The sequence below is a fragment of the Hafnia sp. CBA7124 genome, assembly GCF_002355555.1.
Taxonomy (GTDB): domain Bacteria; phylum Pseudomonadota; class Gammaproteobacteria; order Enterobacterales; family Enterobacteriaceae; genus Hafnia; species Hafnia alvei.
Window position 1 is genome coordinate 841,977 of sequence record NZ_AP017469.1, and the last position, 25,372, is coordinate 867,348.

The 25,372-nt window shown below is 47.7% G+C and carries 24 protein-coding genes, 5 tRNA genes and 1 other annotated feature; of the genes, 20 read left to right on the forward strand and 9 right to left on the reverse strand.

The window, feature by feature from the left end; all coding sequences use genetic code 11:
- Positions 1-135: 135 nt before the first annotated feature.
- The 10 genes from csrA to luxS all read left to right on the forward strand — a co-directional run bounded on the left by csrA (position 136) and on the right by luxS (position 5,129).
- Positions 136-321 carry a carbon storage regulator CsrA gene (gene csrA, locus CPY98_RS03915; protein WP_004091602.1) on the forward strand — a complete coding sequence of 62 codons (186 nt, stop codon included), beginning with the start codon at positions 136-138 and terminating at the stop codon, positions 319-321.
- A gap of 360 nt (positions 322-681) precedes the next feature.
- Positions 682-774: transfer RNA gene (locus CPY98_RS03920), tRNA-Ser, on the forward strand.
- A 4-nt stretch (positions 775-778) separates the two neighbouring features.
- A tRNA-Arg gene (locus CPY98_RS03925) sits at positions 779-855 on the forward strand.
- Positions 856-909: 54 nt separating this feature from the next.
- Positions 910-986: transfer RNA gene (locus CPY98_RS03930), tRNA-Arg, on the forward strand.
- Positions 987-1,039: 53 nt separating this feature from the next.
- A tRNA-Arg gene (locus CPY98_RS03935) sits at positions 1,040-1,116 on the forward strand.
- A 192-nt stretch (positions 1,117-1,308) separates the two neighbouring features.
- A tRNA-Arg gene (locus CPY98_RS03940) sits at positions 1,309-1,385 on the forward strand.
- Positions 1,386-1,819: 434 nt separating this feature from the next.
- Complete coding sequence (gene yqaB, locus CPY98_RS03945; protein WP_025801547.1) at positions 1,820-2,386, forward strand: fructose-1-phosphate/6-phosphogluconate phosphatase; 567 nt, start codon at positions 1,820-1,822, stop codon at positions 2,384-2,386.
- On the forward strand, positions 2,386-2,814 hold the full coding sequence (locus CPY98_RS03950; RefSeq protein WP_043491080.1) for a YqaA family protein: 429 nt from the start codon (positions 2,386-2,388) through the stop codon (positions 2,812-2,814). The genes yqaB and CPY98_RS03950 overlap by 1 nt, the downstream gene beginning before the upstream one ends.
- Before the next feature lie 70 nt (positions 2,815-2,884).
- The gene (gene gshA / locus CPY98_RS03955; RefSeq protein WP_040047203.1) at positions 2,885-4,456 is read left to right on the forward strand and encodes a glutamate--cysteine ligase; all 1,572 of its coding nucleotides are present in this window, start codon (positions 2,885-2,887) and stop codon (positions 4,454-4,456) included.
- 157 nt (positions 4,457-4,613) lie between these two features.
- On the forward strand, positions 4,614-5,129 hold the full coding sequence (gene luxS / locus CPY98_RS03960) for an S-ribosylhomocysteine lyase (protein ID WP_096386437.1): 516 nt from the start codon (positions 4,614-4,616) through the stop codon (positions 5,127-5,129).
- Between the two features lie 68 nt (positions 5,130-5,197).
- On the opposite strand, the gene CPY98_RS03965 is transcribed toward luxS, so the two are convergent.
- Positions 5,198-6,499 carry an HlyC/CorC family transporter gene (locus CPY98_RS03965; protein WP_025801543.1) on the reverse strand — a complete coding sequence of 434 codons (1,302 nt, stop codon included), beginning with the start codon at positions 6,497-6,499 and terminating at the stop codon, positions 5,198-5,200.
- Between the two features lie 71 nt (positions 6,500-6,570).
- On the reverse strand, positions 6,571-7,362 hold the full coding sequence (locus CPY98_RS03970) for an inner membrane protein YpjD (RefSeq protein WP_025801542.1): 792 nt from the start codon (positions 7,360-7,362) through the stop codon (positions 6,571-6,573).
- Between the two features lie 167 nt (positions 7,363-7,529).
- Here CPY98_RS03970 and ffh point away from each other — a divergent pair, with 167 nt between their 5' ends.
- The 5 genes from ffh to rplS all read left to right on the forward strand — a co-directional run bounded on the left by ffh (position 7,530) and on the right by rplS (position 11,116).
- Positions 7,530-8,891, forward strand: a complete 1,362-nt coding sequence (ffh, locus tag CPY98_RS03975; protein ID WP_025801541.1) for a signal recognition particle protein — start codon at positions 7,530-7,532, stop codon at positions 8,889-8,891.
- 170 nt (positions 8,892-9,061) lie between these two features.
- Positions 9,062-9,310: a 30S ribosomal protein S16 gene (rpsP, locus tag CPY98_RS03980; RefSeq protein ID WP_025801540.1), complete on the forward strand. Its 249-nt coding sequence runs from the start codon at positions 9,062-9,064 to the stop codon at positions 9,308-9,310.
- A gap of 18 nt (positions 9,311-9,328) precedes the next feature.
- Entirely contained in the window at positions 9,329-9,862 is a 534-nt protein-coding gene (gene rimM, locus CPY98_RS03985; RefSeq protein WP_025801539.1) for a ribosome maturation factor RimM, read from the forward strand.
- A gap of 66 nt (positions 9,863-9,928) precedes the next feature.
- Complete coding sequence (gene trmD, locus CPY98_RS03990) at positions 9,929-10,696, forward strand: tRNA (guanosine(37)-N1)-methyltransferase TrmD (RefSeq protein ID WP_004090614.1); 768 nt, start codon at positions 9,929-9,931, stop codon at positions 10,694-10,696.
- A 63-nt stretch (positions 10,697-10,759) separates the two neighbouring features.
- Entirely contained in the window at positions 10,760-11,116 is a 357-nt protein-coding gene (rplS, locus tag CPY98_RS03995) for a 50S ribosomal protein L19 (RefSeq protein WP_004090612.1), read from the forward strand.
- Positions 11,117-11,254: 138 nt separating this feature from the next.
- Here rplS and CPY98_RS04000 read toward each other — a convergent pair whose 3' ends face one another.
- The 4 genes from CPY98_RS04000 to btsR all read right to left on the reverse strand — a co-directional run bounded on the left by CPY98_RS04000 (position 11,255) and on the right by btsR (position 14,874).
- The gene (locus tag CPY98_RS04000) at positions 11,255-12,019 is read right to left on the reverse strand and encodes a YdiY family protein (protein ID WP_040047198.1); all 765 of its coding nucleotides are present in this window, start codon (positions 12,017-12,019) and stop codon (positions 11,255-11,257) included.
- Between the two features lie 192 nt (positions 12,020-12,211).
- The gene (locus tag CPY98_RS04005; protein WP_025801536.1) at positions 12,212-13,555 is read right to left on the reverse strand and encodes an anaerobic C4-dicarboxylate transporter; all 1,344 of its coding nucleotides are present in this window, start codon (positions 13,553-13,555) and stop codon (positions 12,212-12,214) included.
- Positions 13,556-13,734: 179 nt separating this feature from the next.
- Entirely contained in the window at positions 13,735-14,088 is a 354-nt protein-coding gene (locus CPY98_RS04010; RefSeq protein WP_096386440.1) for a DUF2799 domain-containing protein, read from the reverse strand.
- Between the two features lie 69 nt (positions 14,089-14,157).
- Positions 14,158-14,874 carry a two-component system response regulator BtsR gene (gene btsR / locus CPY98_RS04015; RefSeq protein ID WP_043491088.1) on the reverse strand — a complete coding sequence of 239 codons (717 nt, stop codon included), beginning with the start codon at positions 14,872-14,874 and terminating at the stop codon, positions 14,158-14,160.
- Positions 14,875-15,122: 248 nt separating this feature from the next.
- Here btsR and CPY98_RS04020 point away from each other — a divergent pair, with 248 nt between their 5' ends.
- Positions 15,123-16,205 carry a 3-deoxy-7-phosphoheptulonate synthase gene (locus CPY98_RS04020; protein ID WP_269472261.1) on the forward strand — a complete coding sequence of 361 codons (1,083 nt, stop codon included), beginning with the start codon at positions 15,123-15,125 and terminating at the stop codon, positions 16,203-16,205.
- Between the two features lie 5 nt (positions 16,206-16,210).
- Complete coding sequence (gene tyrA / locus CPY98_RS04025) at positions 16,211-17,332, forward strand: bifunctional chorismate mutase/prephenate dehydrogenase (RefSeq protein ID WP_025801532.1); 1,122 nt, start codon at positions 16,211-16,213, stop codon at positions 17,330-17,332.
- 62 nt (positions 17,333-17,394) lie between these two features.
- Here tyrA and pheA read toward each other — a convergent pair whose 3' ends face one another.
- The 3 genes from pheA to bamD form a co-directional block, all read right to left on the reverse strand.
- The gene (gene pheA, locus CPY98_RS04030; protein WP_046449059.1) at positions 17,395-18,546 is read right to left on the reverse strand and encodes a bifunctional chorismate mutase/prephenate dehydratase; all 1,152 of its coding nucleotides are present in this window, start codon (positions 18,544-18,546) and stop codon (positions 17,395-17,397) included.
- A 48-nt stretch (positions 18,547-18,594) separates the two neighbouring features.
- Positions 18,595-18,720: a sequence feature (Phe leader region), on the reverse strand.
- Between the two features lie 129 nt (positions 18,721-18,849).
- The gene (gene raiA, locus CPY98_RS04035; RefSeq protein WP_025801530.1) at positions 18,850-19,203 is read right to left on the reverse strand and encodes a ribosome-associated translation inhibitor RaiA; all 354 of its coding nucleotides are present in this window, start codon (positions 19,201-19,203) and stop codon (positions 18,850-18,852) included.
- 324 nt (positions 19,204-19,527) lie between these two features.
- Positions 19,528-20,265 carry an outer membrane protein assembly factor BamD gene (gene bamD, locus CPY98_RS04040; RefSeq protein ID WP_043491093.1) on the reverse strand — a complete coding sequence of 246 codons (738 nt, stop codon included), beginning with the start codon at positions 20,263-20,265 and terminating at the stop codon, positions 19,528-19,530.
- Between the two features lie 131 nt (positions 20,266-20,396).
- Here bamD and rluD point away from each other — a divergent pair, with 131 nt between their 5' ends.
- The 3 genes from rluD to clpB all read left to right on the forward strand — a co-directional run bounded on the left by rluD (position 20,397) and on the right by clpB (position 24,857).
- Positions 20,397-21,377: a 23S rRNA pseudouridine(1911/1915/1917) synthase RluD gene (gene rluD / locus CPY98_RS04050; protein WP_025801528.1), complete on the forward strand. Its 981-nt coding sequence runs from the start codon at positions 20,397-20,399 to the stop codon at positions 21,375-21,377.
- Positions 21,374-22,108, forward strand: coding sequence for a purine nucleoside phosphorylase YfiH (yfiH, locus tag CPY98_RS04055; RefSeq protein WP_096386442.1), 735 nt, complete (start codon positions 21,374-21,376; stop codon positions 22,106-22,108). Before rluD ends, yfiH begins: the two co-directional genes overlap by 4 nt.
- Positions 22,109-22,283: 175 nt before the next feature.
- A complete protein-coding gene (gene clpB, locus CPY98_RS04060; RefSeq protein ID WP_025801526.1) occupies positions 22,284-24,857 on the forward strand; it encodes an ATP-dependent chaperone ClpB in 2,574 nt (857 codons plus the stop codon).
- The last annotated feature ends 515 nt before the right edge of the window (positions 24,858-25,372 follow it).

Here is a 25,372-nt window from a genome sequence, read left to right on the forward strand (position 1 = left end):
TACATACAGTGTGGACCAGCCTAATCTGCTTACACATTATGAACTTGTTATAGGTTACGTTTTCACAATAGATGATGGATAATGGCGGGGGAAGCTGAGAGACCCGACTCTAATTAATCTTTCAAGGAGCAAAGAATGCTAATTTTGACTCGTCGAGTGGGTGAAACCCTCATGATTGGTGATGAGGTAACGGTCACTGTATTAGGTGTTAAAGGAAACCAAGTTCGCATCGGTGTAAATGCTCCGAAAGAGGTTTCTGTCCATCGTGAAGAGATTTACCAACGTATTCAGGCCGAAAAGTCTCAACAGACGACTTACTAATCCTAGTGTAGCGCCTCGTATTATTGCGGGGCGCTAACGCTAAACGGATCATTCGCACTCTAAACTCCCTTCGCTATACCCTCATTTTTCGACTTTCTTTCGTTTTATCTCTTTCCTAGCTGCTTCTTTCCGTTTTTTCTGCTTATCTATTTTTAGATTTTAGCCACACTACATGCCGATTTCGTGATTATTAAATCAACAGCTTGCCTTAAAATCGCGCTTTTTGTCTGTGTTTTACACAAACGAATCAGAGTCTCGAAAAAATGTTTGACTTATAAACCCCAGAAAGTAATATGTGCGCCACGCAGTGCCGATGAGCTTAAACAAAGTTAGTCAGCACGCATCGAAAGATATGCGTAAGGTGAGGTGGCCGAGAGGCTGAAGGCGCTCCCCTGCTAAGGGAGTATGCGGTCAAAAGCTGCATCCGGGGTTCGAATCCCCGCCTCACCGCCATTTTGCACCCATAGCTCAGCTGGATAGAGTACTCGGCTACGAACCGAGCGGTCGGAAGTTCGAATCTTCCTGGGTGCACCATATTTTGTTGTGATGCAGTGATTTACCAGCGTCACGATATCAGTAGTATCCTGTGCACCCATAGCTCAGCTGGATAGAGTACTCGGCTACGAACCGAGCGGTCGGAAGTTCGAATCTTCCTGGGTGCACCATTATTGATTGTGATGCTAGGTTTATCAGCATTACGATATCAGCAGTATCCTGTGCACCCATAGCTCAGCTGGATAGAGTACTCGGCTACGAACCGAGCGGTCGGAAGTTCGAATCTTCCTGGGTGCACCATATTTCACAATGTTTACGGCGAATGCAGAATTGCATAGTGACTAAGTATTGCCGGTAGCACAAAGGAAGATAACGTTGCTTTAGCAACGGCCCGTAGGGCGAAACGCTTGCGTTGAGTCATCTTCCTGGGTGCACCATTATTGATTGTGGTGCTAGAAATTTATCAGCGTCGCAATATCAGCAGTATCCTGTGCACCCATAGCTCAGCTGGATAGAGTACTCGGCTACGAACCGAGCGGTCGGAAGTTCGAATCTTCCTGGGTGCACCATATTTCACAATACTTACCGCGAATGCTGAATTGCATAGTGATTAAGTGTTGCCGGTAGCACAAACGATGATAACGTTGCTTTAGCAACGGCCCGTAGGGCGAAACGTTCGCGTTGAGTCATCTTCCTGGGTGCACCATATTTGGTTTCTCTGAGGTAACATACCTTGTCGTATGATAGTCAGAGAGACTGATGACACTAAGAGAGTGAGGCGCTTGCGCCGAATAACCTCCCAGATATGTCATCTTAAGACCTCGTCATTGACGGGGTTTTTTTTTATCTAAAATCCACCGTGCATAGTATTTTTCGGCAGAATTTTTCCTCATATCCATTGTCTTTTCAATTAATTCCCCCTGAAACTCTCAGAGCGACAACGTAATAGCTTTGCGTTAAAGTAACCTTCCATATATTCACCATCGTTACGGAGCTGCAATCAATGTACGATCGCTTTCAAGGACTGATTTTTGATATGGACGGCACTTTACTCGATACCGAGCCTACGCATCGTCTGGCTTGGCGGCAGGTGCTTTCCCAATATGGAATGACTTACGACGAACATGCGATGGTGGCACTGAATGGCTCCCCAACTTGGCGTATTGCCCAAGTTATTATAGAAAATAACCAAGCGGATATGGATCCACATCATCTTGCTGCATTGAAAACGGCTGCGGTAGAAGCCATGTTACTGGATAGCGTAACGCCGCTTCCGTTGATCGATGTGGTACGAGCCTATAAAGGCAAAAGGCCGATGGCAGTGGGAACCGGAAGTGAACACCGGATGGCAGATGCATTGTTGCGCCATTTGGGATTGCGTGATTGTTTTCAAGCGATTGTCGGTGCCGATGATGTTAAGCGGCATAAGCCAGAACCAGATACATTCTTACGCTGCGCGGAGCTTATCGGCGTAGCGCCTAAAGATTGTGTTGTGTTTGAAGATGCTGATTTTGGCATTCAAGCTGCTCAGAGCGCCAATATGGCGTGGGTTGACGTGCGTAAGTTGTAATGAGTTCTCTCCTGACATTAGGCGCTATGTTTGCCAGTAGTTTCACTAGCGCGACGTTATTGCCGGGAAATTCAGAAATTGTTTTAACTGCCTTGCTGTTAGCGGGGCAGGTTTCTCCGTGGTGGTTAGTGCTGACAGCGATTGTTGGCAATATTCTGGGCGGATTAACAAATGTCATCATTGGTCGTCTGCTGTCGGACATGAAACCGCAGCGGGGGTTACAGCTGTCGTTACGCTGGTTACAACGCTATGGCGCGGTAACATTGTTGCTCAGTTGGGTGCCCATCATTGGTGATTTACTCTGTGTGTTAGCAGGTTGGCTGCGAATGCCGTGGGTACCCGTAGCGCTTTATCTCAGTATCGGGAAAGCGGTGCGTTATGTGGTGTTAGCATGGCTGACGCTGCAGGGTATGTCATGGTGGTCATAAGCGAGAGTGGAAACGCTCAGCGGCAGAACATGAATGCTGGCAGTTATTATTTGATTAGCGGGAGGTCGACTTGATCCCGGACGTATCTAAAGCACTGACTTGGCTGGAGTCGCATCCAGATGCCCTTAACGGAATTCGACGCGGAATTGAGCGTGAAACGCTTCGTGTAACGCCTGAAGGCCAATTGGCCGCTTCTGGTCACCCAGAAATATTGGGTAAAGCGTTGACTCATCCTTGGATAACCACTGACTTTGCCGAGTCTTTGCTGGAGTTTATTACTCCAGTCGATCCCAGCATCGATCATATGCTTTCCTTCTTAACGGATATTCATCGCTATGTAGCGCGTAATTTAGGCTCAGAGCGTATGTGGCCAATGAGTATGCCGTGCTTTATCAATAAAGAAGAAGATATTGTACTGGCACAGTATGGGTCATCAAACGTTGGTCGATTTAAAACGTTGTACCGCGAAGGTTTGAAGAATCGCTACGGTGCGCTGATGCAAACCATTTCTGGCGTGCACTATAACTTCTCGCTGCCCATTGATTTTTGGCGCGCATGGGCTGGCGTTGAAGATGCAGAAAGTGGTAAAGAGCAGATCTCCGCGGGCTATTTCCGCCTGATCCGTAACTATTATCGCTTTGGCTGGGTGATCCCGTATCTGTTTGGTGCCTCACCGGCAATTTGTTCATCGTTCTTGAACGGTCGTGAAACCAATATTCCATTCGAGCGTGATGGGCATATGCTATATCTGCCTTATGCAACCTCGCTGCGTTTGAGTGATTTAGGTTATACCAACAAATCGCAGAACGATTTAGGTATCACGTTCAACAACCTGCCTGATTATGTCACCGCGTTGAAAAAAGCGATTCATACGCCATCACCTGAGTTTGCTAAGCTTGGTGTGAAGGTGGATGGTCATTATCGCCAGCTCAATGCCAATGTTTTGCAGATCGAAAATGAACTCTACGCGCCGATTCGTCCAAAACGAGTGACTAAAGGCGATGAGTCACCGTCCGATGCGCTGTTGCGTGGCGGAATTGAATATATAGAAGTGCGCTCTCTGGATATCAATCCATTTACGGCTATCGGCGTGAATGCTGAGCAGTCACGCTTCTTGGATCTTTTCTTGATTTGGTGTGTACTGGCTGATGCGCCTGAAATGAGCAGTGATGAACTGCTGTGTACGCGTAAAAACTGGAATCGCGTGATCCTTGAAGGGCGTAAGCCTGGCCAAACTATTGGTATTGGCTGTGATACCGAGCGCCAGCCGCTTGCGAAAGTCGGTAAAGAGTTGTTTGCTGATTTGCAGCGCGTTGCTGAAGTATTAGATAGTATCAATGGGAATAAGCAATATCAGCAGGTTTGCACTAAGCTGGTAGCCTGTTTCGAAGATGCTTCATTGACCTATTCTGCTCAGGTACTGGAGCAGATGAAAGAAAAAGGTGTGGGTGGATTTGGTCGTGAATTGTCAGAACGTTATCGCGAACAGTTGAGCTCAGAGCCATTGGAAGTATTAACCGAAGAACAGTTGCAGCAGCAGGTGGAAGCGTCGATTAAACGTCAGGCCGCTATGGAAACTCAGGATTCAATGCCGGGTGCTATGGGGTTTGAGGAGTATCTGCACTTACACGCTGGGCGCTAGAAAAGAAAAAGGCCACAATACCTGTGGCCAAAATAGCATCTCTGTAGCAGGGATGATGATAACAAATGCGCGTCTTTCATATATTCAGACTCGCTGAGTTAGAAAAGGTTTCATAAAACCGAAAAAAAATTCATTTTTTTTATGAGGAGGTGACGAAATGCCACTACTGGATAGCTTCACTGTAGACCATACGCGTATGGCGGCGCCTGCGGTGCGTGTAGCAAAAAATATGAAAACCCCGCATGGCGACAACATCACGGTCTTCGATTTGCGTTTTTGTCACCCGAACCAAGAGATCTTGCCCGAGCGCGGTATCCATACTCTTGAACATCTATTTGCCGGTTTCATGCGCGATCATCTAAACGGTAACGGCGTGGAGATTATCGATATTTCTCCAATGGGCTGCCGTACCGGGTTCTACATGAGCTTGATTGGTACGCCTGAAGAGTCTCGCGTGGCTAATGCGTGGAAAGCGGCTATGGAAGATGTGCTGAAGGTGACTGACCAGCGTAAAATTCCTGAACTTAATGAATACCAGTGCGGAACCTATTCCATGCACTCATTGCAGGAAGCGCATGAGATTGCTCGCCATATCCTAAAGAAAGGTGTTGGGGTTAACCACAACGACGATCTCGCCCTGCCTAAAGAAAAACTGGCCGAGCTGCATATCTAGTCTCGTTTTCTCTAAACGCAAGACACAAAAAAGGCGCTGAATGCGCCTTTTTTAATGGGGGAATTGGGCTACGAGCTATAGCGCTCGCTGTCCTCATTGGTTTTCTTACGCGCCACTGACGAAACGCGAACCTGTTTAATCATATTGTCTTGCACATCAAGGATTTGGATATGATATTGGCCAATGTTGACGTGAGCGCCTGGTAGTGGAATATCTTCTAATTCTTCAAGCAGCATGCCGTTCATGGTGCGAGGACCATCTGCTGGAAGCGTCCAGTTGAATGCCTTATTGAGCTCACGAATATTGGCGGTTCCATCGACAAGCACAGAGCCATCACTTTGCGGCATAACCTCTTCAGCCAAAGAGGGGGACATCGACGTAGTGAAGTCGCCGACAATTTCCTCGAGGATATCTTCAACGGAAACTAATCCTTTGATATCACCGTATTCATCCACCACGATGCCCATTTTTTCTTTGTTACGCTGGAATTTGAGCAGTTGAACGCTGAGATGAGTACTTTCTGGAATGTAATAAATTTCGTCAGCGGCACGCAGTAAGTTCTCTTTATTGAACTCTTTCTTTTCAATCATCAGGCGGTAGGCTTCGCGCACACGCAGCATGCCAATCGAATCATCAAGTGAGCCGCGGTATAAGACGATGCGTCCGTGTGGTGAATGCGTCAGCTGGCGCAGGATTGATTTCCAGTCATCATTGATATCAATACCGACGATTTCATTGCGCGGCACCATAATGTCGTCGACGGTCACTTTTTCAAGATCCAAAACTGAAATCAGCATGTCCTGATTACGACGTGAAATCTGTGAATTGGATTCGTTCACGATAGACCGAAGTTCATCTTTACTCACTGCATCGCTTGGATGCGCTGTGGCTCGGATCCCAAACATGCGCAGCAGAATGCGTGTAATGCCGTTTAGAAACCAAACTAACGGCATCATGATTTTTTGCAGCGGCAGCAATAACACACTGCTTGGGAAAGCGACTCTTTCGGGATTGAGCGCGGCAAACGTTTTTGGCAGCACTTCGGCAAACACTAACACCACGAAGGTCAGAACGCCGGTTGCAATAGCTACGCCTGCGTTTCCATACAAACGGATACCGACAATAGTTGCTAAGGCTGAGGCCAAAATATTGACGAGGTTGTTGCCGATGAGCACCAAACTGATGAGGCGATCGGGATGTTTAAGTAGTTTTTCAACACGACGAGCGGAACGTGATCCCTGCTTGGAGAGATGGCGGAGGCGGTAGCGGTTGAGTGTCATCATCCCTGTTTCTGAAGCAGAAAAATAGGCTGAGACAATGACCATAATTACCAGAATGGTAATCAGTGTACCCGTAGAGACGTGCTCCAAGGAGGTGTTCCTTATAACGATTGAACGGTTCACCCCGTGGTATCACGGGGTGAGCGAAAAAGGGAGGGGAGTTAGTTTACCATGACTTCCTGAAGAAGACGGCTGCCAAAATAAGCCATCGTCAGTAAAAATGCGCCCAGCAAGCTGAACCATACGACGCGGCGTCCACGCCAGCCTTCGCGGAAGTGCCCCCACAGTAATAAAACATAGACAAACCATGCCAAAATCGACAGTACGGCTTTATGCACGTTTTCTTTGCTGAATAAGTTATCCATGTACAACATGCCAGTGCACAGGGTGAGTGTGAGTAGCACAACACCGACCTGCGTAATATGAAACATTTTGCGTTCGATGCTCATCAACGGTGGCATATCGGCGGTAAAGGTGAGTTTTTTGTTTTTCAGCAGATAGTCGAGCAGCGCAAGCTGTAGGGCATAGAGCGCAGCAATGATCAGCGTTGCGTAAGAGAACAGCGCCAGACCAATGTGAATCATCAGAGACGGCGTCGTTTCTAGATGGGTGATGAACTCCCCTGGAACGAAGCTGGCGAGCCCAAGATTAATCAAGGCAAAACTGTATACAATCGGCAGTAAAAACCAGCCACGGTCACGTGAGGCGACAACAGTCATCACAAAACAGATCATCAGGCTTACGATCGAACCAATGTTCAGTAAGCTAAGATTTTGTCCGGTGGTGACATCAAAAACGCGAGCCTGTAGTGCAACGGCGTGGCTGATGAGCGCAATAGCGGCGAACAAAAGCGCCAAGCGGCGATAGGCTCGGTTGTTTTGTACCAGACTCGGAATGATTAAGCCGAGGCTGAGTAAGTAGGAAATCATGGCCAATATGGCAAATGCAGGCATGGTGAATTTGGCATTATCAGAGTGAATTATGAGGCCAGTATAGCGTTAGCCGCGTCACGCTCCAACCAATCCGCGCAGCAAGGAGGAGAAAGGTGCCATCTTCGTGTTATACTCGCCGCCATCTACGTCGTCGCCTTGACGGCCAGTCTTAACGTTGAGCAGAAACAATGTTTGAAAATTTAAGCGATCGATTGTCGCGCTCATTGCGCAACATCAGCGGCCGCGGGCGGCTGACCGAAGAAAATATCAAAGACACATTGCGTGAAGTACGCATGGCATTACTGGAAGCGGACGTTGCGCTGCCGGTAGTCCGTGACTTCATCAATCGTGTTAAAGAAAGTGCCGTAGGGCACGAAGTGAACAAAAGTCTGACCCCAGGGCAAGAGTTCGTCAAAATCGTTAAAAACGAACTGACGAACGCCATGGGCGAAGTGAACACCGAGCTGAATCTCGCCGCACAGCCGCCTGCTGTTGTGTTGATGGCAGGTTTGCAAGGCGCGGGTAAAACAACCAGCGTGGGTAAACTCGGTAAGTTTCTTAAAGAGAAACATAAGAAGAAAGTGTTGGTGGTTTCTGCCGACGTTTATCGCCCAGCGGCGATTAAACAGCTAGAAACCTTGGCTCAGCAAGTGAGCATCGATTTCTTCCCGTCCGATGTTAAAGAGAAGCCAATCGAGATTGTTAGCCGTGCTTTACAGCATGCTAAGCAGAAATTTTATGATGTTCTGATCGTCGATACCGCGGGTCGTTTACACGTTGACGAAGCGATGATGGACGAGATCAAACAGGTTCATGCCGCGATTAATCCGGTTGAAACGCTGTTTGTTGTTGATGCCATGACCGGTCAGGATGCGGCGAACACCGCCAAAGCCTTTAATGAAGCGCTGCCGTTAACCGGCGTGGTGCTGACAAAGGTCGATGGTGATGCGCGCGGTGGTGCGGCTTTATCTATTCGCCATATCACGGGTAAACCGATCAAGTTCTTGGGCGTGGGTGAAAAGACCGAAGCGCTGGAACCGTTCTACCCAGACCGTGTGGCTTCTCGTATTCTTGGTATGGGTGACGTTCTGTCGCTTATCGAAGATATTGAGAGCAAAGTTGACCGTGCGCAGGCCGAGAAGCTGGCACAGAAACTGAAGAAAGGTGATGGCTTCGATCTCACCGACTTTATGGATCAGCTTAAGCAAATGCGTAACATGGGTGGGATGACCTCAATGCTGGCAAAAATGCCAGGCATGGGGCAACTACCAGAAAACGTTAAATCTCAGATGGATGACAAACTCTTGGTGCGTATGGAAGCGATTATTAGCTCCATGACGCTGAAAGAGCGTGCCAACCCAGAAATTATCAAGGGCTCGCGTAAACGTCGTATCGCGCAGGGTTCTGGTATGCAAGTGCAGGACGTCAACCGTTTACTTAAACAATTTGATGAAATGCAGCGTATGATGAAGAAGATGAAGAAAGGCGGCTTGTCGAAAATGATGCGTGGCATGAAAGGTATGATGCCACCCGGATTCCCTGGTCGTTAATCCCTCCTTTTGCCTATTTTAGCAACTGCAACCGGGGCGTAAGTACGCTTTCGGTTGCTTTTCGCGCCAAAGTGAGTAAAATTTTCGGGCTTTTATGTTCGTTAAGAACAACAGACACCGGACTCCGTTCCTCGATGGGGTCTGGTGTTCTATTAACTAATGAGGATGTTATGGTAACAATTCGTTTAGCTCGTGGCGGCGCTAAAAAGCGTCCGTTCTATCAAGTAGTAGTAACTGACAGCCGTAATGCACGTGACGGCCGTTTCATCGAGCGTGTTGGTTTCTTCAACCCGCTGGCAGCAGGTCAGGCAGAATCTCTGCGTCTGGATCTGGATCGCGTAAACCACTGGGTTGGTTTGGGCGCTACTGTTTCTGATCGCGTTTCTGCGCTGATCAAAGAAGCTAAGAAAGCTGCTTAATCCGTTGCGGTGGTCACAATGAGCAAACAACTTACTAATCCCGTGGTACTCGGGAAACTGGGTTCTTCATATGGTATTCGCGGTTGGCTCAGAGTGTTTTCATCCACCGAAGACGCCGAAAGCATTTTTGAATATCAGCCATGGTTTATCCAGCAGGCTGGTCAGTGGCAGCATGTCGAGCTAGAAAGCTGGAAGCGCCACAATCAGGATTTGGTTATCAAAATCAAAGGTGTTGATGACCGAGATGCGGCGAATGCGCTAACGAATCGTGAGATCGTAGTGGAAGAGTCGCAATTGCCAGAGCTAGAAGATGGCGATTATTACTGGAAAGACCTTATGGGCTGCCAGGTAGTCACCATCGCTGGATACGAGCTGGGTAAAATCATCGATATGATGGAAACCGGTTCTAATGACGTTATGGTCGTTAAGGCAAACCTGAAAGATGCATTCGGTATCAAGGAGCGGTTGATTCCGTTCCTCGACGGGCAGGTAATCAAGAAAGTCGATCTCACTACTCGCATTGTTGAAGTAGATTGGGATCCTGGTTTTTAACCTCCAATTATTGGAAGGCGTGTAGCATCCGTTGTTGAAAGGGTATGGCGCTATGTGGATTGAGTTATGTGGATCGGTATAGTTAGCTTATTTCCTGAGATGTTCCGCGCAATCACTGATTACGGGGTAACTAGCCGGGCTGTTAAGAATGGCCTGCTAAGCGTGCAGTGCTGGAGTCCACGAGACTTCACGCACGATCGGCATCGCACCGTTGATGACCGTCCTTATGGCGGTGGTCCGGGGATGTTGATGATGGTGCAACCTTTACGGGAAGCTATCCACGCTGCAAAAGCAGCGGCAGGCGAAGGGGCGAAAGTGATTTATCTCTCGCCGCAGGGTCGCAAACTTGACCAGCAAGGTGTTTGCGAGCTGGCCACAAACGAGAAGTTAATTCTGGTTTGTGGTCGGTATGAAGGTATAGATGAGCGTGTAATCCAAACCGAAATTGATGAAGAATGGTCAATCGGAGATTACGTACTTAGCGGCGGTGAGCTTCCTGCTATGACGCTGATTGATTCTGTCTCACGGTTTATTCCGGGAGTTTTGGGTCATCAAGCTTCAGCAGAAGAAGATTCATTTGCCGACGGACTGCTGGATTGTCCGCACTTTACACGCCCTGAAGTGTTAGAAGGCATGGAGGTACCGCCGGTTTTACTGTCGGGAAATCATGCAGAGATTCGTCGCTGGCGCTTGAAGCAGTCGCTGGGCCGTACCTGGCTTAGAAGACCTGAACTTCTAGAAAGCCTAGCTCTGACTGACGAGCAAGCGAAGCTGTTAGCCGAGTTCCGCAAGGAATATCGTCTAGAACAGCAAGACCATGAAGGGAACGTTTAAGCGACTTGTTTATCAAGGCTGAACGACCCGATATATCAGTTTACCTAGGGTAAGAGACATATTATGAGCAACATTATTAAACAGATCGAACAAGAGCAGATGAAGCAAGACGTACCTGCATTCCGTCCAGGTGATTCTCTGGAAGTTAAGGTATGGGTCGTTGAAGGTTCTAAAAAACGTCTGCAGGCATTCGAGGGCGTGGTTATTGCAATCCGTAACCGCGGTCTGCACTCTGCATTCACTGTTCGTAAGATTTCTAACGGCGAAGGTGTTGAGCGTGTATTCCAGACTCATTCACCAGTAATCGACAGCATTACTGTTAAACGTCGTGGTGCCGTTCGTAAAGCTAAACTGTACTACCTGCGTGAGCGTACCGGTAAATCAGCTCGTATCAAAGAGCGTCTGGGCGCTAAAGCGTAAGCAACATCCAAACGTTATTAGTTTTAAAGGGGTTAGCATTGCGCTAGCCCCTTTTTTTATGGCTGTTATCGCATGATTAAATGGCACAAAAAAGCCCGCTGCTAAGCGGGCTTTTTCTATTGAGTCACACAGTTATTTTTACAGATTGTATCGCAGGGTAATCGCTGTCGACGTGTCGGTTTTCTTTGGCGCACTGGCCGGAGGCTCGGTGTTGTACACCACGTTGTATGAAAGACGCAGAGAGAAGTCGTCATTGATCCCAACGTTTAGTGCGGTTTCCGAGTTGACCGTGGTGTCATCGTTGGCCATAACAGAAACACCCTGCGTGAACTGCGTATTTTTGGTGAGCTGGTAAGCGTAGTTGCCTGCCGCATAGGCTAATGCCTGAGTCTCACGCCCACCGCCATGATATTCGTCGTGACGAACACCCGGACCAAACTCTACGCGCAGGTTTTGCGCTGGCGTTGCCAGCACTTGACGGCCGTAACCTAAGGTTCCCGTTGAGCGGGAATCATAGCCAGCATAGCGGTCGTTAATCCAACTACCTTGACCAAAAATATAGTTGTCAGGGCTAAGGTTATAACGTGAACGAGCACCTGCCTGATATTTCTCTGAAGAACGAGTGTCGCCTGATTTAGTGTTATTTGCTGTTCCCCACAGGCTATAGGCTGTTTCGGGATTAAACCAAGTCATTGTGGTGTTAGCCAGCAGGTTCGAGCTCTCAGAGTTTCCTGATTGAGAGTTATAACCCGCTTGAACATTACCGTCGAAACTCTTCTTCGCCGTTGTTGGATCATCCATCGCGGTGAATAGCGAGGTATCAGCAAAAGCAGCGGAGCTAGTTAAAGCAGACAAGATAGACAGGCACAGGGGCATTGCGCGGTATGCGCGTGTAGAAAGCATGATGGTTCCAGTAACGAGATAATGCCAAAGTTGACAAGCGTCACATTATAGCGGGTCGTCTGCTGGCTCAGAATGGGTTCATTTAGCTTATTTTTTGTATTTTCGCCAGCAGGTTATGCTCTTTATTTATATGCGAGCAATAGCCTGTGGAGGAACCGGTATTTACTGTGGCAAATACCGGTTAGCCGAAAACTACATGAAGGATGTGACGAGCACATAGCCAACGATACAGGAGGTGATTACGCCAATAAAGCCAGGCAGGATAAAGCTATGGTTGATGATGAATTTACCGATTTTGGTGGTGCCGGAACGGTCGAATCCAATACAGGCTAAGTCGCTTGGGTAGGTCGGTAAAACAAAGTAGCCATAAGCCGCTGGAAAGAAGGCAATGAGCATCTTCGGATCGACACCAAGTTGCAGACCCATTGGTGCAATGGCGGTTAACGCCGCTGCTTGGCTGTTGACGAGCTTAGAAACTAAGAACAGCACCAGGGCATAAGTCCATGGTTGGGACTTCACCACATCCTCGAGAACAAGCTTAAGGTCCTGCATGTGTGCTTGGAAGAACGTATCGCTCATCCATGCCACACCGAATACTGAGAAGATGGCAACCATACCGGCTTTAAATACGGCACCGCTTGAGATATCGGCAGGTTTCACCTTGCAAGCCATTAAGATGATGGCCCCAGCGATGAGCATCATCATCTGGATAACCAGATTCATCGACAATGGCTTCATTACGCCTTTAATTTCATAGGATGGACGTAATTCAGAGAATGCCCCCAGTAGAACCACCACTAAGATTGCGGCGAAAAAGATCCATGTAGACCAGTAGGCGCGTTTGTCGAATTTCTGGTTCAGCAAGGTTTCGCTGTTGCCATAGATAAACTCACGCTGTTTGGGATCGCTGATTTTTGCCTGAAATTCAGGATCTTTATCCAAATCTTTACCACGACGTAGACTCCACAGGGCAGCCACAATAACGCCACACAGCGAGGCAGGAACGGAAATTGCCAAGATTTCTAGAATGCTATAGGCGTGGCCAATTCCGTGAGCAGCACCCAAAATGGAGACGAGGGAGACAACGGCGACAGAGACCGGTGATGCGGTGATTGCCATTTGTGATGCGACCGAGGCCACGGCCATCGGGCGTTCTGGGCGAATACCTTTCTTTAAGGCGATATCGGAGATGATCGGGAACATGGTGTAAACCACGTGGCCGGTACCGCAGAGGAAAGTCAGCGTCCATGTTGTTAATGGCGCTAAAATCGTGATGTGCTGTGGATGTTTGCGCAGCAACCGTTCTGCAAACTGCATCATCACGTTCAGGCCACCTGCGGTTTGTAGTACAGAAGCGCAACCGATGACGGCAAGGATGGTTAGAATAACTTCAACCGGTGGTTTACCGGGTTCAAGGCCGAAAATAAAGGTTAAACAGAAGAGTCCAATCCCACTGATGAGACCGAGTCCCATCCCGCCGTAGCGCGTCCCCAGTAATAAACAAAGAATAATTATCGCAAATTGTAGCGTTATCATAAGTTCCCTTTTAAAAATTAACCCAAAAGTACTAGGGTTAATATCTATGAGCTTTATGTGCTAATCTGCGAATGAGATCTCTGTTTATAAAAACCAGTGAAGCAATTTCAAATAAAATTGATCTAAATAAACATACTGATATATATCTATTCTAGCGTGTTGCTTTTTATTGTTTCCTACTATCGTGGCAGCGTTTTATTTATCCCTTGCTGCCATCTAAGACGTAATTCCGCAATATTTACGGCGCTATCACAGCTGGCAGGGAAAGGCTTTCCTTGTGCTCCCCACTGTTCAATAGCGAAAGATTGGCACAGCTGATGTGCACCATGGTTGTAACCGTCTAAATAGGCGGCCCGCTCAACGTCAGGGTTTCCATACCATTCCGTCAACGCGTCATTATCGCGCACGACTTTCCCCGTGCTAGCATCTTCAAAACCGGCGTTAAACCACATTGAGCCTTTATCCACGCCACCCGGATACTGCGTACAGGCTGAAAGGGCAAGACACAAAATAAAGATATGATTTCTTAACATCACGCACCTTCATTGGGAGAATGATTTGGGGAAAATGAAATAGACCGTCTTTATAGTAAAGTGTATTTATTACGTAATTCCCAAGCGTTCTTTTAAGTTTTTCAGATAGCGGCGGCTGACTGGAATTCTTTTTCCCGTGTGGGTTATCACTTCGGCGGAGCCATTATCCAAAAGCTGAATTTCGCTGAGGCGATCCGCATTGACCATGTATTGACGATGGCAGCGAACAAAGGGCGTTTTTTCTTCCAGCGTTTTGAGCGTGAGTTGCGTATATCCGCTTTGGTGGATCCCTACAACGTGGATACCACTAAGCTCGGATGAGAGGTATTCAACTTCATCGAGCTTGAGCAGGAAGATGCGGTTTAATCCGTGGCAGGGAATGTGCTTAAGTTGGGGTTCACTAAATGGCTGTAAATTTTGTTTTACATTAATGCCTTTTTGCAAGCGTTCCAGCGTCTTGCTCAAACGGCTGTTATCAATTGGCTTAAGCAGATAATCGAAGGCGTGTTTTTCAAATGCCTGAATAGCGTACTCATCAAACGCGGTAACAAAAACGATGTACGGCATGGTATCGGGATCGAGCATAGAGACCAATTCCAAGCCGCTAATGCGTGGCATTTGGATATCAAGAAAGATCACATCCGGCTGGAGTTTATGAATAGCCGGAATCGCTTCCAGCGCGTTGCTGCACTGGGCTATCACCTCAATACTGGCGTGTTTGGTTAATAGCTCATTAAGCTCGTCGCGCGCGGGTTGTTCGTCGTCAACAATGATGACTTTAAGCATGTGTCCTCCATGATGTAACCGCCATTTTATCATGCTTAAACCATCGGCCTTCAGGGCAATAGCAAAACTGGGCGTTGCCTCAAATTTTGTTGAGAAGTGTAGTGTAAAGTTTACGGTAATTATTTCTTTACACTAATGGGTTGAAAACTTTACATGGCATGATATGGTGTTTCTCAGACGCACTCACGCAAGCAGTAAAGATTCAAATCATCACGAGCGTCATCACTCAATTAAGGGCAGGTACTATCATGATTATGCAAAAAGACGCATTAAATAACGTGCACATTAGCGACGAACAAATACTGATCACGCCAGAAGAATTAAAAAATCGCTTTCCACTGAGTTCACTGCTGCAAGAACAGATCGCGGCTTCTCGTCAGGACATTGCGAATATTTTGGAAGGTAAAGATCATCGTCTGTTGGTTGTTTGTGGCCCTTGTTCTATTCATGATACTGATGCTGCTCTTGATTATGCCCGTCGTTTGCAGTCCATCTCAGCTGAGTTGCGTGACCAGCTGTACATCGTGATGCGCGTGTACTTTGAAAAACCAAGAACGACTGTGGGCTGGAAAGGCTTGATTAACGATCCTCACATGGACGGCTCGTTTGACGTTGAAGCTGGTTTTATCAAAGCACGCGAACTGCTCTTGAACTTGGTTGAAATGGGGCTGCCATTGGCAACTGAAGCATTAGACCCTAACTCACCACAGTTTTTAGGCGACCTATTTAGCTGGTCGGCGATTGGTGCCCGCACCACGGAATCACAAACACACCGCGAAATGGCCTCTGGGCTGTCGATGCCGGTTGGCTTTAAAAATGGTACCGACGGTAGCTTGGGAACCGCTATCAATGCAATGAAAGCGGCTTCTATGGCGCACCGTTTTGTTGGGATCAACCAATCAGGACAGGTTTGTTTACTGCAAACTCAGGGTAACCCACATGGCCATGTCATTTTGCGCGGTGGTAAAACGCCAAACTACTCTGCGGAGCATGTGGCAGAGTGCGAGATCCAAATGCAAAAAGCAGGATTACGCCCTGCGCTGATGATCGACTGTAGCCATGGCAATTCAAATAAAGACTTCCGCCGCCAATCGGCGGTAGCTGAATCAGTTATTGAGCAAATTAGTGCCGGAAATCAGTCTATTATTGGTGTTATGCTAGAAAGTAATATCTTTGAAGGTAACCAAAGTTCAGAGCAGCCACGCAGTGAAATGAAATACGGTGTTTCGGTAACAGATGCCTGCATTGATTGGGGAACAACGGATACGCTGCTGCGTGGTATGCATCAAAAACTAGGCGCAACGCTACGCAACCGTAGCGCAGGAGAATAAGCATCATGGTGGCGGAACTAACCGCATTGCGGGATCAAATCGATGAAGTTGATAAGGCATTGCTGGATTTATTAGCGCGCCGTCTACAACTGGTAGCCGAAGTGGGAGAAGTAAAAAGCCGCTATGGTTTACCGATTTATGTTCCTGAACGTGAAGCATCAATGCTGGCATCTCGCCGTAAAGAAGCTGAGCTGTTAGGTGTGCCACCCGATCTGATTGAAGATGTCCTACGGCGCGTAATGCGTGAGTCTTACTCCAGTGAAAACGACAAAGGCTTTAAAAGTTTAAAGCCAGATTTACGTCCCGTAGTCATTGTTGGAGGCCGAGGCCAGATGGGGCGTCTCTTCGAGAAAATGCTGCAACTCTCTGGCTATGAAGTACGCATTCTGGAACAAGATGACTGGCCGAAAGCTGAAGTGCTATGCGCAGATGCAGGCATGGTTATCGTGAGTGTGCCAATCCATCTTACCGAGCAGGCGATTGCGCGCTTACCAAAGCTTCCTGCCGACTGCTTATTAGTGGATCTGGCATCGGTTAAAAATAAACCGTTGCAGGCCATGCTCGCTGCACATCGTGGCCCTGTATTAGGTTTGCACCCGATGTTTGGGCCTGACGTGGGCAGTTTGGCAAAGCAGGTGGTGGTTTATTGTGATGGCCGCCAGCCGGAAGCTTACCAATGGCTGTTAGAGCAGCTGCAGGTTTGGGGGGCGAGACTCCATCGTATCAGTGCCGTTGAGCACGATCAGAATATGGCGTTCATCCAGGCGTTGCGTCACTTTGCGACTTTTGCTTATGGCTTACATTTGGCAGAAGAGAATGTTCAGCTTGAACAGCTGTTGGCGCTTTCGTCTCCGATTTATCGTTTAGAACTGGTGATGGTTGGGCGGCTGTTTGCGCAGGATCCGCAACTCTATGCAGACATCATCATGTCATCAGAGAACAATTTGGCGCTGATTAAACGTTACTACCAGCGATTTGGTGAGGCTATCGCCTTGCTTGAGAGCCACGACAAAGCGGCGTTTATTGATAGCTTCAAGAAAGTGGAGCACTGGTTTGGCGATCATGCTCAGCATTTCCAAGCGGAAAGCCGAGCGTTATTACGTCAGGCCAACGATAGCCGGAAATAGTCACGTAGCCATTTAGATATCAAAAGCCTGCTTATGCAGGCTTTTGTGTTTTATACAGGGGATCAAACGGGAACGATATTTTCACTTGGGTAGCACCCGAGTGTTTTCAGTGAACGAGTGATTGCTTGCAAATCTTTCAGCGCGGCTTTCATTGCCGCATCATTGGCATTGGCCTGTACATCCAGATAGAACATCTCTTCCCAAGGGTTACCGTTGATCGGGCGAGACTCCAATTTCGTGATAACAATATTGTGCTCACGAAAGACTAACAGCGCTTCTACCAACGCACCTGATTGCTGCCCCGTCGCCATAATCAGCGTGGTTTTTGCTGGAACCTGAGAGGTGACATCAATGGCCTTACGCGCGAGAACGATAAAACGCGTGATATTTTGTTGCTGGTTTGCCAGATTTTGTTCCAGTGGTTGCAGGCCATAAAGCGAGCCACCAGCTTCACTGCCAAGTGCAGCTGCATGCGGTGAGTTGAGCGCAGCAACTTTCTCCATTGCCGCAGCGGTGCTTTCACAGTATTCAATTTTCCACTGAGGATAGGCATTAAGGAACTGGCTGCATTGCTGGAATGGCTGAGGATGGCTGTAAACCGTTTGAATATCACTGAGGCGTGTCTCACCGCTGACTAGCACGCAATGATCGATAGGAATGGTGAGCTCACCAACGATAGACAGACTGGTGTGTTGCAGCAGGTCGTAAACGTCGTTGATTGAGCCTGAGCTGGTATTTTCAATCGGCAACACGGCAAAGTCGGCTTGACCAGTTTCAACATGATTGAAGATATCCTGAAAACGATGGCATCCACACTCAATCAGCTGTTCGAAATGACGCGCGGCATATTGGCGAGCGGCGAGGTGGGAGTAAGAACCCTTTGGCCCGAGGAAAGCGATACGAGCAGACTTTTGGGTGGTGTGATTGTATTGATGTTGGAGCAGTGCCTGCTGGGTTAAGACGGAGTCTTCGATGATGAGCTGGAATAAACGAGTGATATAGTGACCATCAAGATTAAGTGCTTTTCCTTGTTCGGTCAGAGAGTTCAAGAGCTCTCGCTCGCGCTCTTTATCTCGAATCGGACGATGGCTTTTTTGTTTAGCTCGAGCGACGGCTTCGGCGAGCTCACGGCGTTCGCTCAATAGCGCCAGTAATTTGCTATCGACGGCGCTGATCCGCTCACGTAATGCCAGTAATGGGTTATCTGTTGTCATATCGAGCCTTTCTTATCGTGTATTGAAGTTGAGTTTGTAAGCGTGGAAATGAAAAAAGCCCCCCGATTGGGAGGCTTTTTTGTTTTTCTTCGCATGCTTTCTTTATACGGAAAAACGCCTCCCAATCAGGGGAAGGTAAAAAAGAATGCGAAGAGAAACAAAGATTGAGTCATGTAAAACGCCTGTCGTAGTGGTTAGCGATGAGAGTAAAATCAGAACTTAACTTACCTGTGTTACTTTTGGCCTGTCAACAAAAAACGCGCCTCCTGGCGCGTTTAGTCGATGAGTAACTGGGGGAGGGATTTATTCTACGTCTTCCTCTGCTAAGTCGGCCTCTTCTAGGTTAGCTTCTTTGACACTGGTACTTGCGCGACGCGCTTCACCTTTATGTTGTACTTTATTGAGTTGACGTTCGAGTTTAGCAATCAGTTCGTTGATGGCGGCATACATGTCTTCATGTTTTGCGCTGGCAATCAACTGTCCGTTAGGCGTATTAATCGTGGCATCGGCAACATACAATTTTGGCTCTTTAGACAAAATGATATGCGGATTGATCAGATGCGTTTGCCATTTTTCCAGTTTACTTAGACGGTCCTCGACATGTTGACGAATGGCAGTGGTGATTTCCATTTGCTTACTGGTGATACTAATTGTCATATACATACCTCTCAGTCTTTTCCGTCTTGGTAATTTTAGAATAACGCCGTTTTCAAGAAAGTGTGAGACTAAAATCACGAATTTTTGTCACTTTTTGCAAAGATAAGTCGATTTGTGATTTTTAATAAGACATGGCGATTTAGGGCTTGAGTCAGACCGGAAGAACAAGCATAGTGGGGAAATCGGGACAGAAAAAACGGCTAAGCTCCGGCTTTGCTACGGCCTAAAAATTACATTATTGAGCGCCGACGTTTTCACCCCTGCAGACCAAATACAAAAAAGGCAGCCAATGGCTGCCTTTTTGCTGTTTAACAGGATGAGCTGTTACGCTTTTGCTGAGTTATCAGCAATAATTTTGGCGACTTTGTCGGCCTGTGCGGTCAGGTTCATCTGTTTGTACGCATTTTCCATCAACGGTAATGCATCACGCGTTGCCTGAGTATCAGGATAGTTACGCAGCATCATCTCTACACGGTTAACAACAGCGACGTAAGCACCGCGTTTGGTGTAGTATTGTGCAACGGACAGCTCATATTTTGCCAAACGGTCTTTCAGGTAGACAAGGCGTTTGGTGGCATCTGCGCTGTACTGACTATTTGGATAGCGCTGTACCAGCTGGCTAAAATCACGGAATGCCTGACGGGCATGCTCCGGATCGCGGTCAGAACGGTCAACACCGAAGAATCCCTGAAGTGCACTGTCATCCAAAGCCATATCAGTTAGGCCGCGCATGTACAGGACATAATCAATATTAGGATGTGTTGGATTCAAACGCATGAAGCGGTCGATAGACGCCTGAGCCATTGGCAAATCAGCTGATTTGTAATAGGCGTAGATCAGATCCAACTGAACCTGCTGAGAATAAGGCCCGAACGGATAGCGGTTGTCTAACGCTTCCAGTTGCGTAATAGCGGCTTTAAAGTTACCGTCCTGCAACTTTTGCTGAGCGGTAGCATAAATTTCTGAAGGCGGATTATCAGGTACCGCATCTTTGGAACTGGAGCAACCTGCCAGCGCCAGGCTCAACGTGGCGGCAGCCACCAGATATTTCATACGCGTCATGACGTTTTGATTACCCTTTTTGTGTTGTTCCGGGAGACTCTCCGTTAAGCTCCCGACAAAGACCAGCTACAATAGCACATTATTTTAAACGGCAACGCCGAGAAAACCCAACGTTAACGAAAGAAACCCATATGGCACAACAAGTAGAACTAACCGCAACGGTGACGGAATCACAGCTTGGTCATCGTTTAGATCAGGCTTTGGCCGAATTGTTCCCTGATTATTCACGATCTCGTATAAAAGAGTGGATCCTTGACGATCGCGTCAAGGTTAACGGGAAAATTATCAACAAGCCAAAAGAAAAAGTGCTCGGTGGCGAAGAAATTGCCATTGATGCGCTAATTGAGGAAGAAGCTCGCTGGGAACCGCAGAATATTCCATTAGATATCGTTTATGAAGATAGCGATATTTTGGTGATCAATAAACCGCGTGACTTAGTTGTTCATCCAGGAGCCGGTAATCCTGATGGCACAATCCTAAACGCTTTACTGTATTACTACCCTGAAATTGTAGACGTACCGCGTGCGGGTATTGTTCATCGTTTGGATAAAGATACTACGGGTCTGATGGTGGTGGCTAAAACCGTTCCTGCTCAGACGCGTTTGGTTGAGGCACTACAGGCACGTGAAATTACGCGTGAATATGAAGCGGTGGCGATTGGTACGATGACGGCGGGCGGAACGGTGGAAGAGCCGATTTCACGTCATCCAACCAAACGTACTCACATGGCCGTTCACCCGATGGGGAAACCTGCGGTGACGCATTACCGCATTATGGAGCATTTCCGTGCTCATACACGTCTGCGTTTACGCTTGGAAACCGGCCGTACTCACCAGATCCGCGTGCATATGTCGCATATTAGCCATCCGCTGGTAGGCGATCCGTTATATGGTGGCCGTCCACGTCCACCAAAAGGTGCTTCGGAAGAGTTTATTACCATTTTGCGTGGCTTTGATCGTCAGGCACTGCACGCAACGATGCTGCGTTTATACCATCCTATCAGCGGTATTCAGATGGAATGGCACGCGCCATTGCCTCAGGATATGGTTGATTTGATTTCAGCATTGCAGGCCGATACTGAAGAGTTCAAAGACGAAATGGATTGGCTATGAGTGTGTTGATCACACCTTTGTGGCCAGCACCAAACAACGTTGTTGCATTTAACACCACCCGAAAGGGTGGGGTTAGCGTTCATCCCTATGATGCTTTAAATCTGGGGACGCACGTGGGTGATGATGTCACTGTTGTGGCAGAGAACCGCCGCCGGTTGAAGGAGATTATCGTTGCGCCAACGGAACCATTTTGGTTAGAGCAAGTACATGGCACTCGCGTTTTGCGTTTAGATAAGAATAGCGATCGCGCTGATAATCAGGCCGATGCCTCTTATACTAATATCGCTGGGCAGGTTTGTGCGGTAATGACCGCTGACTGCCTGCCTGTTCTCTTTTGTAATCGTCAGGGAACAGAAGTTGCCGCTGCGCATGCTGGCTGGCGCGGTTTATGCGACGGCGTATTGGAGCAAACGCTGGCATGCTTTGATTCGTCTCCAGAAGATATTCTTGCTTGGTTTGGTCCTGCGATTGGCCCGACTGCTTTTGAAGTTGGGGGCGAGGTTCGCGAAAAGTTCATTGAGCAAGACGCCGATGCGGAACAGGCTTTTACTCAGCATGGCGAAAAATATTTAGCTGATATTTATCAGTTGGCTCATTTACGCTTGCGTCGTGCTGGTGTTCAGACGATCACAGGTGGCGATCTCTGCACCGTCAGCGATAAATCGCGTTTCTTTTCTTATCGTCGCGAGCCCGTTACCGGGCGAATGGCTGCGTTGATTTGGTTTCGATAGCCTTATTTTTTAAGGCTTTTGTTATTCATTTAGTTTCCTTTCCAAAAACTGTACCTAATGTTTGCCACTTGACTCATAACAAAAAGTAGTCATTTTCGTGCTAATTGACCTTGAAAAGTGTTGAGTAGACCTTACTTATTCTTCAGTAGAAACTTTGATACGTCTTGGAGGAATTATGCGTCTGGATCGCTTAACAAGTAAGTTCCAGCTTGCCCTCGCTGACGCCCAGTCACTCGCACTTGGGCGTGATAACCAATTTATAGAGCCGGTACATCTGATGAGCGCGTTGCTCAATCAGGATGGGGGCACGGTTCGACCATTATTAACCTCTGCTGGTGTTAATACCGCGAGTTTACGTCAGGAGCTTGAACAAGCTATCTCTCGTTTACCGCAGGTTGAAGGCGCCGGTGGGGATGTTCAGCCATCGAACGAACTGATTCGTGTTCTGAACCTGTGCGATAAGCTGGCACAAAAACGTAATGACACTTTTATTTCGTCTGAGCTGTTTGTTCTTGCCGTGTTGGAAGATCGCGGCAATTTAGGCGATATCTTGAAAGCCGCAGGTGCCAACGTTCAGAAAGTCAGTACCGCCATTGAGCAAATGCGTGGAGGTGAGAAAGTGGATGATGCAAATGCCGAAGACCAACGTCAGGCATTGAAAAAATACACCGTCGATCTGACCGAGCGTGCCGAACAAGGCAAACTCGACCCAGTGATCGGCCGTGATGAAGAAATTCGCCGTACTATTCAGGTATTGCAGCGCCGTACCAAAAATAACCCTGTTCTCATCGGTGAGCCTGGGGTCGGTAAGACAGCTATCGTTGAAGGTTTAGCGCAGCGGATTATTAACGGTGAAGTCCCTGAAGGGCTGAAGAACAAACGCGTTCTCTCCTTAGATATGGGCTCATTGATCGCGGGTGCTAAATTCCGTGGTGAATTTGAAGAGCGACTGAAAGCCGTATTAAGCGATCTATCGAAACAGGAAGGCAACGTCATTCTGTTTATTGATGAATTGCACACCATGGTTGGCGCGGGCAAAGGCGACGGCGCAATGGATGCGGGCAACATGCTTAAACCTGCATTAGCCCGTGGTGAGTTGCATTGCGTTGGTGCGACTACGCTGGATGAATACCGCCAATATATAGAGAAAGATGCTGCGCTTGAGCGTCGTTTCCAAAAAGTATTCGTAGCAGAGCCAACGGTAGAAGACACCATTGCTATTTTGCGTGGACTGAAAGAGCGCTACGAGCTGCATCACCACGTGCAGATTACTGACCCTGCGATTGTTGCAGCCGCGAATTTGTCGCATCGCTATATTGCGGATCGTCAGCTGCCCGATAAAGCGATTGACCTTATCGATGAGGCCGCATCAAGCATTCGTATGCAGATGGACTCTAAGCCAGAATCGTTGGATCGCTTAGAACGCCGTATTATTCAGCTCAAGCTTGAACAGCAGGCGCTGAATAAAGAATCTGATGAAGCAAGTAAAAAGCGCTTGGAAATGCTCAACGAAGAGTTAGAGCATAAAGAGCGTGAATATTCTGAGCTGGAAGAAGAGTGGAAAGCTGAGAAGGCTTCGCTCAGCGGTACGCAGAATATCAAAGCTGAAATCGAGCAGGCTAAGATTGCGCTTGAGCAGGCTCGCCGTGTCGGTGATTTAGCCAAGATGTCTGAAATCCAATACGGCAAGTTGCCTGGTTTGGAAAAACAATTAGAAGCGGCGACGCAGTCTGAAGGTAAGACGATGAAGCTGCTGCGCAATAAAGTCACCGATGTTGAGATTGCAGAAGTGCTGGCGCGTTGGACCGGTATTCCAGTATCACGCATGTTAGAAAGCGAGCGTGCGAAATTGCTGCGTATGGAAGACGATCTGCATGAACGTGTTATCGGCCAGAATGAAGCGGTAGAAGCAGTGTCGAATGCGATTCGTCGTAGCCGTGCTGGGTTGTCTGATCCAAACCGCCCAATTGGTTCTTTCCTATTCTTAGGGCCAACCGGGGTAGGTAAAACAGAGCTGTGCAAAGCGTTAGCAAACTTCTTGTTCGACAGCGATGACGCAATGGTGCGTATCGACATGTCTGAGTTTATGGAAAAACACTCCGTGTCACGTTTAGTGGGTGCGCCTCCAGGATATGTCGGTTATGAAGAAGGTGGTTACCTAACTGAAGCCGTACGCCGCCGTCCTTATTCTGTCATCTTGCTAGATGAAGTGGAAAAAGCACATCCGGATGTATTCAACATCTTGCTGCAGGTATTAGATGATGGACGATTGACGGATGGACAGGGCAGAACGGTTGATTTCCGTAACACCGTGGTCATTATGACCTCAAACCTTGGCTCTGATTTGATTCAGGATCGTTTCGGTCAACTCGATTATGGTGAAATGAAAGAGTTGGTGATGAGCGTGGTATCACATCACTTCCGCCCTGAGTTTATTAACCGTATAGATGAAACCGTTGTGTTCCATCCATTAGATCAGAAAAACATCAAGGCGATTGCGCGGATTCAGTTGGAGCGTCTGTACCAACGTCTCGAAGAGAAAGGCTACAGCGTAACCATCACCGATGCGGCATTGGAACAGCTTTCAAAAGCGGGCTTCGACCCGGTCTATGGGGCTCGTCCATTGAAACGCGCTATCCAGCAGGAAATCGAAAACCCGCTGGCCCAGCAAATTTTGTCTGGAAAACTGATTCCGGGCAAAGACATCACGCTAGATGTTGCTGATGAACAAATCGTTGCCAAGCAATAATAGGTAATAGAAGCGTTCTAAAGGCTCTGATAGCGATATAGAAAGAAAGATAAAAAGGCAGCCAATTGGCTGCCTTTTTTATGCTTGATGAATATAAAAGCAGGTAATGAATGAAATTCATCCATTAATTGAATTTTTGATTAAAACTTGCGCGGTTGAAAAGTTTTTTTAAATTAGGGGTTGTCAGCCGTTCAGAAGTCCCTATAATGTGCCACCACTGACTGGGAACAACGACGCAAACGTCGCTCGGTGAGGAAGAGAAAAGCCTCGCAGTAATGCGAATTTCTGAAAAGAAAAAAGCTTGACTCTTCAGGAGGAAAGCGTAATATGCACCTCCCGAGTTGCTGGAACGAATGTTCGCAATTCGCTGCTCTTTAACAATTTATCAGACAATCTGTGTGGGCACTCACAAGACAATATCTAACGTCCTCGGACGATAAAATATTAAAGTCTTGAAGAGTGACCAAGCAGTAATTCATTTAGTGAATTATTACGAAAGTTAATTTTCGAGCATC

Excerpts from the sequence above, each read along its gene's own strand:
- csrA (WP_004091602.1), top strand. The coding sequence starts at position 136 with ATGCTAATTTTGACTCGTCGAGTGGGTGAAACCCTCATGATTGGTGAT.
- yqaB (WP_025801547.1), top strand. The coding sequence starts at position 1,820 with ATGTACGATCGCTTTCAAGGACTGATTTTTGATATGGACGGCACTTTA.
- CPY98_RS03950 (WP_043491080.1), top strand. The coding sequence starts at position 2,386 with ATGAGTTCTCTCCTGACATTAGGCGCTATGTTTGCCAGTAGTTTCACT.
- luxS (WP_096386437.1), top strand. The coding sequence starts at position 4,614 with ATGCCACTACTGGATAGCTTCACTGTAGACCATACGCGTATGGCGGCG.
- CPY98_RS03970 (WP_025801542.1), bottom strand. The coding sequence starts at position 7,362 with ATGCCTGCATTTGCCATATTGGCCATGATTTCCTACTTACTCAGCCTC.
- ffh (WP_025801541.1), top strand. The coding sequence starts at position 7,530 with ATGTTTGAAAATTTAAGCGATCGATTGTCGCGCTCATTGCGCAACATC.
- rpsP (WP_025801540.1), top strand. The coding sequence starts at position 9,062 with ATGGTAACAATTCGTTTAGCTCGTGGCGGCGCTAAAAAGCGTCCGTTC.
- rimM (WP_025801539.1), top strand. The coding sequence starts at position 9,329 with ATGAGCAAACAACTTACTAATCCCGTGGTACTCGGGAAACTGGGTTCT.
- trmD (WP_004090614.1), top strand. The coding sequence starts at position 9,929 with ATGTGGATCGGTATAGTTAGCTTATTTCCTGAGATGTTCCGCGCAATC.
- rplS (WP_004090612.1), top strand. The coding sequence starts at position 10,760 with ATGAGCAACATTATTAAACAGATCGAACAAGAGCAGATGAAGCAAGAC.
- CPY98_RS04000 (WP_040047198.1), bottom strand. The coding sequence starts at position 12,019 with ATGCTTTCTACACGCGCATACCGCGCAATGCCCCTGTGCCTGTCTATC.
- CPY98_RS04005 (WP_025801536.1), bottom strand. The coding sequence starts at position 13,555 with ATGATAACGCTACAATTTGCGATAATTATTCTTTGTTTATTACTGGGG.
- CPY98_RS04010 (WP_096386440.1), bottom strand. The coding sequence starts at position 14,088 with ATGTTAAGAAATCATATCTTTATTTTGTGTCTTGCCCTTTCAGCCTGT.
- btsR (WP_043491088.1), bottom strand. The coding sequence starts at position 14,874 with ATGCTTAAAGTCATCATTGTTGACGACGAACAACCCGCGCGCGACGAG.
- CPY98_RS04020 (WP_269472261.1), top strand. The coding sequence starts at position 15,123 with ATGATTATGCAAAAAGACGCATTAAATAACGTGCACATTAGCGACGAA.
- tyrA (WP_025801532.1), top strand. The coding sequence starts at position 16,211 with ATGGTGGCGGAACTAACCGCATTGCGGGATCAAATCGATGAAGTTGAT.
- pheA (WP_046449059.1), bottom strand. The coding sequence starts at position 18,546 with ATGACAACAGATAACCCATTACTGGCATTACGTGAGCGGATCAGCGCC.
- raiA (WP_025801530.1), bottom strand. The coding sequence starts at position 19,203 with ATGACAATTAGTATCACCAGTAAGCAAATGGAAATCACCACTGCCATT.
- bamD (WP_043491093.1), bottom strand. The coding sequence starts at position 20,265 with ATGACGCGTATGAAATATCTGGTGGCTGCCGCCACGTTGAGCCTGGCG.
- rluD (WP_025801528.1), top strand. The coding sequence starts at position 20,397 with ATGGCACAACAAGTAGAACTAACCGCAACGGTGACGGAATCACAGCTT.
- yfiH (WP_096386442.1), top strand. The coding sequence starts at position 21,374 with ATGAGTGTGTTGATCACACCTTTGTGGCCAGCACCAAACAACGTTGTT.
- clpB (WP_025801526.1), top strand. The coding sequence starts at position 22,284 with ATGCGTCTGGATCGCTTAACAAGTAAGTTCCAGCTTGCCCTCGCTGAC.